The organism is Pseudomonas sp. TE24901, from assembly GCF_054058375.1.
In genome coordinates this window covers 30,621-43,643 of record NZ_JBSSAF010000011.1, presented here as the reverse complement: position 1 = coordinate 43,643, position 13,023 = coordinate 30,621, and the positions used below count along the sequence as shown (strand labels likewise).

At 63.0% G+C, this 13,023-nt stretch carries 12 protein-coding genes; 7 read left to right on the top strand and 5 right to left on the bottom strand.

The annotated features are described in order from the left end of the window. Window positions 1-203 precede the first annotated feature (203 nt). The 4 genes from ACVWVP_RS21690 to ACVWVP_RS21675 form a co-directional block, all read right to left on the bottom strand. Window positions 204-2,609 carry a TonB-dependent siderophore receptor gene (locus ACVWVP_RS21690; RefSeq protein ID WP_259174405.1) on the bottom strand — a complete coding sequence of 802 codons (2,406 nt, stop codon included), beginning with the start codon at window positions 2,607-2,609 and terminating at the stop codon, window positions 204-206. Window positions 2,610-2,706: 97 nt separating this feature from the next. Next, on the bottom strand, window positions 2,707-3,657 hold the full coding sequence (locus ACVWVP_RS21685; RefSeq protein ID WP_259174621.1) for a FecR family protein: 951 nt from the start codon (window positions 3,655-3,657) through the stop codon (window positions 2,707-2,709). 32 nt (window positions 3,658-3,689) lie between these two features. After that, a complete protein-coding gene (locus tag ACVWVP_RS21680) occupies window positions 3,690-4,190 on the bottom strand; it encodes a sigma-70 family RNA polymerase sigma factor (RefSeq protein ID WP_176999320.1) in 501 nt (166 codons plus the stop codon). Between the two features lie 129 nt (window positions 4,191-4,319). Continuing rightward, complete coding sequence (locus ACVWVP_RS21675; protein ID WP_457407950.1) at window positions 4,320-5,231, bottom strand: LysR family transcriptional regulator; 912 nt, start codon at window positions 5,229-5,231, stop codon at window positions 4,320-4,322. A 111-nt stretch (window positions 5,232-5,342) separates the two neighbouring features. Here ACVWVP_RS21675 and ACVWVP_RS21670 point away from each other — a divergent pair, with 111 nt between their 5' ends. From ACVWVP_RS21670 to ACVWVP_RS21645, 6 genes are all read left to right on the top strand, one after another. Further along, window positions 5,343-6,455, top strand: coding sequence for an alkene reductase (locus ACVWVP_RS21670; protein ID WP_457407949.1), 1,113 nt, complete (start codon window positions 5,343-5,345; stop codon window positions 6,453-6,455). A gap of 41 nt (window positions 6,456-6,496) precedes the next feature. Beyond that, complete coding sequence (locus ACVWVP_RS21665) at window positions 6,497-6,988, top strand: ester cyclase (protein ID WP_457407948.1); 492 nt, start codon at window positions 6,497-6,499, stop codon at window positions 6,986-6,988. A 138-nt stretch (window positions 6,989-7,126) separates the two neighbouring features. After that, window positions 7,127-7,927, top strand: a complete 801-nt coding sequence (locus ACVWVP_RS21660; protein WP_457407946.1) for an SDR family oxidoreductase — start codon at window positions 7,127-7,129, stop codon at window positions 7,925-7,927. Next, a complete protein-coding gene (locus tag ACVWVP_RS21655; RefSeq protein ID WP_457407945.1) occupies window positions 7,920-9,746 on the top strand; it encodes a glycoside hydrolase family 15 protein in 1,827 nt (608 codons plus the stop codon). Before ACVWVP_RS21660 ends, ACVWVP_RS21655 begins: the two co-directional genes overlap by 8 nt. Window positions 9,747-9,795: 49 nt before the next feature. Beyond that, on the top strand, window positions 9,796-10,269 hold the full coding sequence (locus ACVWVP_RS21650; RefSeq protein ID WP_457407944.1) for an isochorismatase family protein: 474 nt from the start codon (window positions 9,796-9,798) through the stop codon (window positions 10,267-10,269). A gap of 84 nt (window positions 10,270-10,353) precedes the next feature. Next, window positions 10,354-11,280, top strand: a complete 927-nt coding sequence (locus ACVWVP_RS21645) for an alpha/beta fold hydrolase (protein WP_178925737.1) — start codon at window positions 10,354-10,356, stop codon at window positions 11,278-11,280. On the opposite strand, the gene ACVWVP_RS21640 is transcribed toward ACVWVP_RS21645, so the two are convergent. After that, a complete protein-coding gene (locus ACVWVP_RS21640) occupies window positions 11,250-12,218 on the bottom strand; it encodes a GlxA family transcriptional regulator (RefSeq protein ID WP_457407941.1) in 969 nt (322 codons plus the stop codon). The genes ACVWVP_RS21645 and ACVWVP_RS21640 overlap by 31 nt on opposite strands. A 90-nt stretch (window positions 12,219-12,308) precedes the next feature. On the opposite strand from ACVWVP_RS21640, the gene inhA reads away from it, so the two are divergent. Beyond that, window positions 12,309-12,989, top strand: coding sequence for an isonitrile hydratase (gene inhA / locus ACVWVP_RS21635; RefSeq protein ID WP_457407939.1), 681 nt, complete (start codon window positions 12,309-12,311; stop codon window positions 12,987-12,989). Window positions 12,990-13,023 lie beyond the last annotated feature (34 nt).

Below are 13,023 nucleotides of genomic sequence, written 5' to 3'. Positions count from 1 at the left end.
AAGGCTCGTGCCGCATGCTCTGCGAAGAATGAAACGAGGTAGACGTCATTGGTTGGCCCTGACTCGAGATCTGAATAACGCCCGGCTTGATCAAGCCGGCGGATGTGACCTATGTGGCAATTGGGCATAAACCGTTCCAGACACAAAAAACCGGCAAAAAAAATCGCAGCCCTGGGGCTGCGATTGTTCACGTCGACGGCAGGTCAGAACCCGACGCTGGCCTGCACGAAGAACGTGCGCGGCTCGCCCAGGTACAACCCGGCGTTGTTGTCGCTGGAACGGGTGTAGTGCTGCTGGTCGAAGACGTTTTTCACGCCCACACCCAGTTTCAGGTTCGACAGTTGCGCGCCAAAGTCATATCCGCTGCGCACGTTGACCGAGACATAACCCGGGATATCGCCGTACTGGCCATCGGCAGTGCCCTGGGTGATGTAGGTGGTACCGGTGCCGGGCGCACGTTGGCCGGACTGGGCGAAGACGTCCAGGTTGTGGGTCCAGTGGTTCACGTCGTAACGCAGGCCCAGGGTCGCCACTTCACGGGAGTACAACGGCAGGTCGCGGCCCTTGAACGGCACGTCACCTTCGGAGGTGGCCTTGGTGTAGGTGAAACCGGCGCTGGCGGTCAGGCCCTCCAGGCGTGGGTCCAGGTTCGACAGGTCATAGTGGGCCGAGGTCTCGATCCCCTGGTGCTTGGTGGCGCCCAGGTTGGTCCAGCCCACGTCGTTGCTGACGTATTGCAGTTCATCCGAGAAGTCGATGTAGAACAGCGTCACTTCGCCGCCCCAGACGCTGTCGTTGTAGCGCGTGCCGATCTCGTAGGTCTTGGCTTTCTCCGGGTTCAGACCGTTGGCGGTCTGGTCGCCGGTGCCGCCCTGCCCCAGCTGGAAATACTGCAGGCTGCCAAACGAGGTTTCATAGTTGGCAAACAGTTTCCAGGCATCGGAGACGTGGTACATCACGCTCAGGGCCGGCAGCGGTTCGTTGTTGTGGACCTCGCGGCGTTTTTCCTGGGTGCGGGTGCCGTTCAGGGCCACCACCGGGCGGTCGTGCCATTCGGTGCGGATGTCTTCGAAGCGAATACCCGGGGTGATGGTCCACTTGCCGATATCGACCTTGTTGTCGATATAGAAGGCGTTGGCTTCAGTGCCACCGGTGCGGTCCTGGTAGACATGGCCATCGCTCTGACCGCCTGGCGTGGGCACATTGTTGACCAGGTTCAGGCTGCTGGCCTGCTCGTGCATGCCTTCCTTGAGGTAGCGATAACCCAGGCTGACTTCCTGGGTGCTGGGGCCCACGTCGAACACATGGGACACCCGCGGCTCGATGCCGAAGGTGTAGTAGGTGCGCGGGTAGGAGCCGATGGTTTTCAGGTCGCGGTTGGCGATGTTGCTGCCACGGAAACTGTCGGAGTAGTAGGTCAGCACTTCGGCCTGGGTACGGTCGTCGATCTGACGGATGTACTTGAAGGACATATCTTTGCGGCGCCCGCTGAAGTTGTCCCAGTCACGCACCGATTGGTACGGGTTGGCGTCGAACTGCTTCTGGGTCAGGCCACCGGGCATGTCGGCGCTGGCGTCGTAGTAGTGGAAGTTGAGCGAGAAATCGTCTTGATCGGTCGGGGCCCAGTGGGTCTTGAAGATCACGTCGTCGATGTCGTTGGAGTTATTGCTGCTGCGATAACCGTTGCCCTTCACACCGGAGTACAGCAACGCCGCGCCAATACCGTTGTCGGCCGTACCGCCGACGAAGGCGTTTTCGATGTGCTTCCAGCCGCCGTGGGCCGAGGTTTGCAGGGTGGTGCCGACGTCGCCGGAGAATTTCTCGGGAATGGCGCGGGTCACGAAGTTGATCACGCCACCGACGTTTTGTGGCCCATAACGCACGGAGCCGGCGCCACGCACCACGTCGATGCTGTCCAGGTTGCCGGCGGAAATCGGCGCCATCGACAGTTGCGGCTGGCCATAGGGGGCAAACGCGGCCGGTACGCCGTCAATCAGCACCGTGGAACGTGGTGACAGGCGCGACGTAAGACCACGCACACCGACGTTGAGGGAAATATCGCTGCCACCGGTGCCGTTGGACTCTTGCACCTGCACACCCGGCACACGGCGCAACACGTCGCCGACGTTCATCGCGCCCTGCTCCACCATCGCCTCGCGACGGATCACGGTACGTGCGCCCGGGTGGTTCTGCACCACTTCGGCGTTGGCGTCACCCAGCCAGTCGCCGACCACCTTGATGTCGGTCACGCCCAGTTCCAGGGGCGAGCCAGCTTCACCGGTGCCCTTGCTCAGCGGGCGCAGGGTCACGGAGCCCGCATCGATCTGGTAGTCCAGGCCGCTGCCTTGCAGCAATTGGCGCAGGGCTTGTTCAGGCGAGAGGTTGCCGTCGACCGCAGGCGCCTGCTTGCCGGCAACCATGTCGGGGCTGAAGAACACTTGCAGGGAGGTCTGCTGGCCCAGCTGGCTCAGCGCCGCGCCCAAAGGTTGGGCGCGGATGTGAATGCCGTCATCGGCATAGGCTTCGGGCAGCGCGGCGCTGACGGCCAGTGCGAGGGCCAGGGGCGCCCAGCGGGAGACTTTATTGTTTTTCACGGCGAGTTTTTTCACGTCGAACCTAGTCCTGTGATCGCAAGAGTGTGCGGCTGTTAATGCAAACCAGTTGCAGTTGCAGGAGAAGACGAAGAACTCGGAAAAAACCTGAACGTCAGCGTGAAATAATTTCCTGGCTGCCATCCGGCAAGGTGCGCAAGGCCACCGGCAGGATGTGCGGCAAGGCTTTGAGCAAGGCGTCGGTGTCACTGGACTTGAACACGCTGGTCAAGCGCAGGTCTCTCACCGCGGCCGTGCTGACCCGCAATGGCTGCTCGCGATAGCGCGACACTTCCCGCGCCACTTCACCGAGGCTGGCGTTGTTGAACACCAGTTTGCCCGTGCGCCAGGCCGTCAGTTCGTCAGCGTTCACGGCGTACGCTGTGGCGACTTGCCCTTGTGCATCGATATGGGTGCCCCGGCCTGCCGTCAGCGTCACGCTCTGGTCCGCAGAACGCCCTTGTACCTTGACCGTGCCGGCCTCCACCACCACGCGGGTCTGGTCGTCATCACGGCGCACGTCAAACCGCGTGCCAGTGACCGTCACCTGCCCTGCCCCGGCCGCCACGATAAAGGGGCGACTGGTGTCATGTTCGACGCTGAACATCGCTTCGCCCTGTTTGAGCTCCACACCGCGCCGGCCCTTTTCATAGTGCACGGCGACCACGCTGCGGCTGTTGAGGTCCATCACCGAACCGTCGGGCAACGCCACCTGGCGGTGCTCGCCCAGGCGGGTGCTGAATTCGGCGCTGTAGGGTTTCGGGTGATCCAGGCCGCTGAACAGGCCCAGCCCCAGGGCGACAGCCACCACGCTCGCAGCCACTGCATAACGCAGGAGGGCACGGCGTTTGGGGCGCTCGGCCGGCGCATCGCACAGGGCTTGCAACCGGGCCTTGGGCAGCAGATCGGTGGCGCTCCACAGCCCTTGCAAGACATCGAATTCATATTGATGCGAGGGCTGCTCCGCGCGCCAGGCATCAAACCGTTGGCGCTCTTCACCGCTCAACGGGCCGTCTTGCAGGCGTACAAACCATTGCGCGGCTTCGTCGCGGGCACGGCTATCCATCATGGAAGGTCCTGTTTCAGGGCGAGCTGGGTTCATGGGGCGATCGCGTCCAGGCGGTCACGCAGATGCCGCAGGGTGCGGATCATATACTTTTCCACCATGTTCTTGGACAGGCCCAGGCGCACGGCGATTTCCTGCTGGGTGAGGCCCTCGATTTTCTGCCAGATGAAGATCTTGCGGCAGTTGAGCGGCAACTCGGCCAAAGCCCGCTCGATGGAGTCCGCCAACTGGATCGCGTGCATGAAATGCTCCGGGTCGCCACTGTGAGGCGAACTCTGCTCTAGGGCTTCCAGCGCCAGCGTCTCGCGACGGTCTTCGCGGCGGTAGGCGTCAACGGCGATATTGCGCGCCGTCTGATGCAGATAGGCGCGCGGTTGCTCAACCTCGGTCGAACGCGACTCGAGCACCCGCACAAAGGTGTCGTGGGCCAGGTCTTCGGCCTGCTGACGGTTTCTCAGGCGGCGCGTCCAGGTTCCGATCAACTCTTCGTAATGCTCGAAAAAGCCTGTTCTGCGGGGCGGCTGAGGAATCATCGCGGGTGCACTGGGAAGGCGGGGGCGTGAATAGTAATGCTTCCTATTAAGTGGAGCAATTGCTACCCGTCGTGTCTGTGGTTAATGGATTACCCAAAAAAATATCGGCCCTCGCCCCGCCACACCGCCTTAGCACGGCATCTGTCCCGAAGCCTGCTCGAACCGTTCACGCAAAAAATCCAACAGTGCTCTCACCCTCGGCGCCAGATAACGGCTGCGCGGGTAAAGCGCATGCACCGGCGCTTCAGCTGTTTGCCACTCGGGCATCAGCCGTATCAGGCGTCCGGCGGCGAGATCCGCCGCCACGTCCCAGACTGACTTCAGCACAATGCCATGGCCGTCCACCGCCCATTGCCGAGCGAGAGCACCGTCGTTGGTTTCCCGGGCTGCCTCCAGCGGTACCTTGAACAGCACCTCCTCCGCGCCACGCTGCAAGCGCCATTCATTCGACCAGCCTGACTGCCCCGCGACGATATGATCGAAATCGGCCAATTGTCGCGGATGGTCCGGCGTGCCCTTGCGGGCCAGGTAACCGGGCGCCGCGCACAGCACGCGGCGATTGTCAGCCAGCGGTCGGGCGATCAGCGAGCTGTCCGGGGGCACGCCGAATCGGATCACCAGGTCGACGTCGTCGGCGATCAGGTGCGAGAGTGAATCGGACAACTGCAGCGCCGGCACCACCTGCGGGTATCGGGCCGTAAATTCGTCCAGCCATGGGTTGAGGACATGACGGCCAAAGTCCGAAGTGGCCGAAATACGGATCTTGCCGCGAATCTCGTTTTTTTCTGCCGACAGTGCCGCACGGGCATCGTCCAACGCTTGCAGGGCTTGGCGGCAGTGTTCCAGATAAAGCCGGCCCTCATCGGTGAGGCGCAGTTGACGCGTGGTGCGCTCGAACAAGCGGGTAGCCAACGAGGACTCAAGCTTGTGCAACCGCGCGCTGGCGGCGGCCGGCGACAGCCCCAATTTGCGACCTGCCAGCGAGAGACCGCCCAACTGCGCGGCTTCGACAAACAAACGGATGTCACCCAAGTTGTCCATGATTATTCCAATTTTTTTGAATATCCATCAAACAGTAGCTCAATTATCAATCTGGATCCCCTGTCGCAGACTGGCGCCATGTAATCACCTCACCATCAGGAGATCTTCACCATGACGACACTCTCGACGCTGTTCAGTCCGATCACCTTCGCTGGAATCAGCGCGCGCCATCGCGTGGTCATGGCTCCCATGACGCGTGCACGCAGCAGCCAACCCGGCGATATCCCCAATGCCCTGAACGCGCAGTACTACGCGCAGCGAGCTTCGGCGGCCTTGATCGTCACCGAAGCCACGCAGATTTCACCTCAAGGCAAGGGCTACTCTTTCACCCCCGGTATCCACAGCGAAGCGCAGGTACACGGCTGGCAGGGCGTGACCGAAGCGGTGCACGTCGAGGGTGGGCGCATCTTCCTGCAACTGTGGCATGTGGGGCGGTTGTCCCATCCCGATTTTCACAACGGCGAGTTGCCCGTGGCGCCTTCCGCCGAGCCTTTTGAAGGGCAAATCTGGAAAGTCGACCCCGCCACCGGGCAGGGCGCCATGGTCGATTGCCCGACGCCTCGCGCACTGACCCACGCCGAAATCCAGCAGATCGTCGAGGACTTCCGCCAGGCTGCGCGCCGGGCGATGCGTGCGGGCTTCGATGGCGTCGAGATTCACGGGGCCAACGGCTATCTGATCGACCAGTTCCTGCGCACCACCTCCAACACGCGTACCGATGAGTACGGTGGCTCGCGCGCCAACCGCCTGCGTTTTTTGCAGGAAGTGGTCGACGCAGTCAGCGAGGAAATCGGCGCCGAGCGCACCGCGATTCGCCTGGCGCCGTTCCTGACCGCGCGCGGCATGGCCTGCCCGGATATTCTGCCGACCATTCTTGAGGCGGCTCAGTATCTGCAAGGCAAAGGCATCGGCTACCTGCACCTGGTAGAGGCCGACTGGGATGACGCGCCGGTGTTTACCGAAGCCTTCCGCCAAGCGATACGTGCCCGCTTCAGCAACCCGATCATCGTCGCCGGCAACTACGACGTCCAACGTGCCGAGTGGGTCATCAGCCACGGCTACGCCGACCTTGTGGCGTTCGGCCGGCCTTTTGTGGCCAACCCGGACCTGCCATTGCGCCTGGCCCAGGACCTGCCCCTCGCCCCACTCGACCACGCCACACTGTTTGGCGGCAGCGCCAAGGGTTACAGCGACTATCCAACACTCACCGCGGGAGAAGCCTGATGCGTACGCTAATGGCCGTCGCAATGCTAGCTGCTGCTGTCATGAGCCCGCTCGTCACGGCTGCGGAACCGCCACTGCTAAAACCCAAAGTCCTTATTACCGAGCCAGGCGCCAAGCCCACGCACATCCAGGCGCAGACCCTCGCAGCACGCCGCTACGCAACCTTCTGGTCATCCGGCGACCCGGCACTTGCGCGTGAAGCGTTGGCCGCCGATTTTATGGACCGGGCCTTGCCGCCAGGCCGCCCTCAAGGCCTCGCAGGCCCACTGGCGGCGTCGAAGGCTTTTCACGGCGCGGTACCTGACTTGCAGTGCGAGGTGCAGCAAATGATTGTCAGCGGTGATCGGGTCGTTTCGCACCTGCGCTTCACCGGGCATTTCACCGGCACGTTCAACGGCGTGCAGGGCCAGGGGCAGGCGGTGAACTTCATTGCGACGGATATCTATCGCATCGCCGACGGCAAGATTGCCGAGAACTGGCACCTGGAAGATAACCTGACCTTTTTGCAGCAGATCGGGGTCATCAAGCCTTGAAACCGTCGGTAAAACCCGAGCGAATGGACAAATACTGTTGCCACATTATGTATGAATCGGTCTTCATCCAACCCCGGTGAACTTCCACAGCGCCGCACCAGTCAGCTGAGAGGACTCTCATAAAACGGTGGGTGGGCGATGCAGATTTCGTTGCAGCAACAAGTGGCCCTGGTCACCGGCGCCAGCTCCGGCATTGGGGCAGGCGCGGCAAAGGCCCTGGCCGCAGCCGGTGCGGCGGTGGTGCTCAATTACAATTCCCAGGCGGTGCCGGCAGAAGCCCTGGCGGCGCAGATCAATGCCAGCGGCGGGCGTGCAATCGCCATTGGCGGCGACGTGTCCAAAGAGGCCGACGTCGAACGCCTGTTCGCGCAAACCCTCGATGCCTTCGGCCACCTGGATATCCTGGTGGCCAATTCCGGCCTGCAGAAAGACGCCAACTTGGTCGACATGACGCTCGACGACTGGAACACCGTGATCGGCGTCAACCTCACCGGCCAGTTCCTGTGCGCGCGGGCCGCCGTGCGTATTTTCAACCGCCAGGGCGTGCGTGATGGTGTGTCGCGGGCGGCCGGCAAGATCATCCACATGAGTTCGGTGCACCAGGTGATCCCCTGGGCCGGGCATGTGAATTACGCGGCGTCCAAAGGCGGCGTGGAAATGTTGATGCGCACCCTCGCCCAGGAAGTCAGCGAACAACGTATCCGCATCAACGGTATTGCGCCCGGGGCGATCCGTACCGCAATCAATCGCGCAGCCACCGAAGGCGCCGCCGAAAAAGAACTGCTCAAGCTGATCCCCTACGGTCGTGTGGGGGATGTGGAAGACGTCGCCAATGCGGTGGTCTGGCTGGCCAGCGATGCTTCCGACTATGTGGTGGGCAGCACCCTGTTTATCGATGGCGGCATGAGCCTGTATCCGGAGTTCCGTGGCAATGGTTGATTTCAACAACGAACCTCAGAGTGCCATCGATGCCCACGGCATCATCGGCGACATGCGCAGTGCGGCGCTGATCAACGACAAGGGCAGCATCGACTTTTTCTGCTGGCCGGAATTCGACAGCCCGTCGATCTTCTGTTCGCTGCTGGACACCCCCCAGGCCGGTGCCTTCCAGCTCACCCCTGACCTGCCCCACGCCCGCCGCGAGCAGATCTACCTGCCCGACACCAACGTGTTGCAAACCCGCTGGCTCAGCGACGAAGCCGTGGTGGAAATCACCGACCTGCTGGTGATCAGCGAAGACATCGACGACCTGCCGCTGCTGGTGCGGCGGGTGCGGGTGGTCAGCGGCAACGCAACCATTCACCTGCGCTGCGCCGTGCGCCATGACTATGCGCGCACGTCCACCCGGGCCAGCGCCGTGGACGGTAAGGTGCTGTTCAGCGCCGACGGCCAACCCGGCCTCCTCCTCGCCAGCAGCCAGCCGTTGCAGATCAAAGACGCTGCAGCCGTCGCCACCTTCACCCTGGCCCAGGACGAAGGCGCCGAGTTTGTGCTCGGCGGTGAAGACGACGAACGCGTCGACAGCCGCTGCACCGACCTCGTCCTGGCGCACACCTTGAAATTCTGGCGCGGCTGGATCGCCCAATCCAACTACCGGGGGCGCTGGCGTGAAATGGTCAACCGCTCGGCCCTGGCGCTCAAGCTGCTGACCTCGCGCAAACACGGCGCAATCATCGCCGCTGCCACCTTCGGCCTGCCCGAGGCGCCCGGCGGCGAGCGCAATTGGGACTACCGCTACACCTGGATCCGCGACGCTTCGTTCACCGTGTATGCGTTCATGCGCCTGGGCTTTGTCGAGGAAGCCAACGCCTATATGCGCTGGCTCAAGGGCCGGGTCAGCGATTGCTGCGGCCAACCGACCAAAATCAATATCCTCTACGGCATCGACGGCCGCCAGGAACTGCCCGAAGCCACGCTTGCGCACTTGAGCGGCCACGGTGGCGCCCAGCCGGTGCGCATCGGCAATGAGGCGTTCGACCAGATCCAGCTGGATATCTACGGCGAGCTGATGGACGCGGTGTACCTGGTCAACAAGTACGGCGAAGCCATCTCTCACCAAGGCTGGAAACACACGGTGGAAGTCGCCGACCAGGTCTGCGAAATCTGGAACACACAGGACGTGGGCATCTGGGAAATGCGCGGCGAGCAGCATCACTTCCTGCACTCGCGTCTGATGTGCTGGGTGGCGCTGGACCGCGCGATCCGCCTGGCGTCCAAACGCTCGCTGCCCGCTCCTTTCGCCCGCTGGGATGAAACACGCCAAGCCATCTATGCCGACATCTGGAGCAATTTCTGGAATGAAGAGCGCGGCCACTTCGTGCAGCACATCGGCAGCACGGCACTCGACGGTTCGATGCTGCTGATGCCGCTGGTGCGCTTTGTCGCGGCCACCGACCCGCGGTGGTTGAGCACACTGGAGGCGATCCAGAAAAGCCTGGTGCGCGACGGCATGGTCTACCGCTACCGCAACGACGACAGCCAGATCGACGGCCTGCAAGGCACCGAAGGCGCATTCGCCGCCTGCTCGTTCTGGTACGTCGAATGCCTGGCCCGCGCCGGGCAAGTGGAAAAGGCTCACCTGGAGTTCGAGCAGTTGCTGCGCTACGCCAACCCCTTGGGCTTGTACGCCGAAGAGTTCGACAGCCAGGCCCGGCACCTGGGCAACACGCCCCAGGCCTTGAGCCATTTGGCATTGATCAGTGCGGCGACCTTCCTGGACCGCAAACTCAGCGGGGAGAAGACCACCTGGCAACCCTGAAGCGGCGTGTGCACAATGGGCAGCCCTCGGGCCGCCCTCAGGAGCTGCAATGCGCCAGGTACTGCTGATCATCGACGTGCAACCGTCCTTCAACCCACCGGCGTGGCTGATCGACGGCATCAACGCCCTGCTCGGCCACTTGCCGTCGGTGGCCACCGTGGAACGCCACGACGAAAGCATCACCCCCTTCGCCCGCCAACTGGGCTGGCAGCCCGCACCGGATGACCACAGCCTGATTGCGGCGGATCGCATCTTCATCAAGCACGGCTATGCACCCACGCCCGAGACGATCGCCTACCTCAAGGCGCTGGCGCCGGAACGGGTATTGGTGTGTGGCATCCAGACCGACACCTGCGTGCTGGCGGCGGGTTTTGCGTTGTTTGATGCCGGGTTGCAGCCGACGTTGATCAGTGATTTGACGGTGGGCTCGTCGCTGGATCGGTCGGGAAAATTGGGGGTGGATTTGTGGCGGCACCACTTCAAACACGTGTTGGAAAGTGCCGACCTCGGCCTAGACAAGTAACCCCCCTGCCTTAAACTGCACCACGCGCCGTCATCGGTTTGGGCTAAAGTCTGTGCACCTTCGGCTACTGCGTTAGAGCCCACCATGAGTCCAACTGCTTCGCGGCTTTATGTCCGCACCCCGATGCTCAATGTGGCGTATGAGGCCTACGGGCCCGCCAGTGGCGAGCCGGTGATCCTGTTGCATGGCTTCCCCTATGACCCGCGTGGCTATGACGAGATTGCACCGGTGCTGGCCGAACGCGGCTACCGCGTGTTGGTGCCGTACTTGCGCGGGTATGGCCCGACGCGGTTTGTCAGTGAGCAGGTGATGCGCTCCGGGCAACAGGCGGCGCTGGGCACCGACCTGCTGGATTTCATGGATGCGCTGTCGATCCCCCAGGCCACCCTTGTCGGCTTTGACTGGGGTGGGCGTGCTGCGTGCATCGTCGCGGCGCTGTGGCCGCAGCGGGTGCGCGCGCTGGTGACCGGGGACGGCTACAACATCCAGGACATTGCCAAGTCACTCAAGCCCAGGGCGCCGGAGACGGAGCATCGGCTGTGGTACCAGTTCTACTTTCATACCCAGCGTGGCGTGGACGGCTTGACCGCCAACCGCCGCGAGTTATGCGAGCTGTTGTGGCGCCTGTGGTCGCCAACCTGGGCCGAGGGGCCAGGGCTGTATGCCAAGACGGCGCCGTCGTTCGATAACCCGGATTTTGTCGAGGTGGTGATTCATTCGTACCGTCATCGTTTCATGTACGCCCCGGGCGATCCGGCCTTGGAGCCCATCGAACAGGCCCTGGCGCTGAAACCGCCGATCTCGGTGCCGAGCATTTCCTTGTGCGGCGCCGACGATGGCGTGGGCCCGGCGCCGGAGGAAGATGACGACGTAGACCACTTCACCGGTTTTTATCGCCGCCAGGTACTGCCCGGCGTTGGCCACAATGTGTTCCAGGAAGCGCCGCAGATCACCCTTGAAGCGCTACAGGCATTACGTGCCTACGACACCGGCGAAAAACGTTCGCGGTAAGCCTGGGGCGTCACCGACAAAGCCCGCAGGAAGCTGCGGCGCAAGGTCTCTTCACAGCCGAAACCGCATTGCACGGCAATGCGTTTGATCGAGGCGCTGCTGTCCGCCAATTGCCGGCGCGCAGTTTCCACGCGGATCAGCTCGACGGCCCGTGCCGGGGTCTGGCCGGTCTCGGCGCGGTAGTGGCGCACAAAGCTGCGTTCACTCATGCCTGCCTGGGCGGCCAGAGTGGCGATGTTGAGGTCGAGGGTGAGGTTTTCCGCCATCCAGGCATGGAGCTGGGCAAAACGGCTGTCGCCCTTTTGCAGGGACAGCGCCACGCTGAATTGCGATTGGCCCCCCGGGCGCTTGAGAAACACCACCAGGTGCCGCGCCACTTCCAGGGCGATGGCGCGTCCCATGTCTTCTTCTACCAGCGCCAGGCACAGGTCGATGCCGGCGGTGACACCGGCTGACGTCCAGATGGCGCCTTGCCGGATGAAGATTGGATTGGACTCCACCGTCAGCAGCGGAAACTTGCGCGCCAGTTCTTCGCAGCGCGTCCAGTGGGTGGCCACGCGGCAACCGTCGAGCAAACCACTGGCCGCCAGCAGGAACGCACCAGTGCACACCGACGCCATGCGCCGGGTATGCCGGGCCTTTTCGCGTACCCAGTCGACCAGGGCCGGGTCTTCGGCGGCACCGTACACGCCCCAGCCACCGGCGATCACCAGGGTGTCACAGGGCTGGTCGACGGCGGGCAGCGGCTCGGCCACCAGGGCCAGCCCGGCCGAGGTTTTCACCGGTTCCGACTGAGCGGCGATCACCGACACCGCGTAGGGCAGCGGCAAACCGCGCTGGCGCGCCAGGTCATTGGTGGAGGCGAACACTTGCAGTGGCCCGGTTACGTCGAGCACCTGGGCATTCTCAAAAGCGAGTACGTGGATGAGTCTCGGCATGATTGGCGTGATTTGTGGGCTCAATGGCGTATTCGCCAAAGCCTAGGCCTCTACAGTGAAGCCGTCCACCCCTTTATCGGAGCTTCATTCATGACCTTGCAGATCGGCTTTCTGTTGTTTCCCGGTATCCAGCAACTCGACCTCACCGGCCCGTATGACGTACTCGGCTCGTTGCCCGACGTGAAGCTGCACCTGGTGTGGAAGGACTTGGCGCCGGTCACGTCCAGCACCGGGTTGGTGTTCGCGCCGACGATGACCTATGCCGAGTGCCCGAACCTGGATGTGATCTGCGTACCGGGGGGTTCCGGCGTGGGTGCGTTGATGGAAGACCCGCAGACCCTGGACTTCCTCAAGGCCCAGGCACAGACCGCGCGCTACGTGACCTCGGTGTGCACCGGCTCGCTGGTGCTGGGCGCAGCGGGCTTGCTGCGCGGTCGCAAAGCCACCACCCATTGGGCTTACCACGACCTGCTCGCCCCGCTCGGCGCGACCCCGGTGCAAGCGCGTGTGGTGCGTGACGGCAACCTGTTGACCGGAGGCGGCATCACGGCCGGGATCGATTTTGCCCTGACCCTGGCGGCCGAGCTCTACAGCGAAGCGGCCGCACAACTGGTGCAATTGCAGATTGAATACGCACCGGCGCCACCGTTCGATTCGGGCAGCCCGGAGACCGCGCCCAAGCATGTGCTGGAAGAAGCACGCAAACGCACCGCCGAATCGCGCAAGACCCGTGGTGAAATCGTCGCACGGGCCGCGGCACGCCTGGGCTGACAACACCTGTAGGAGCTCAAAACCCTGTAGGAGC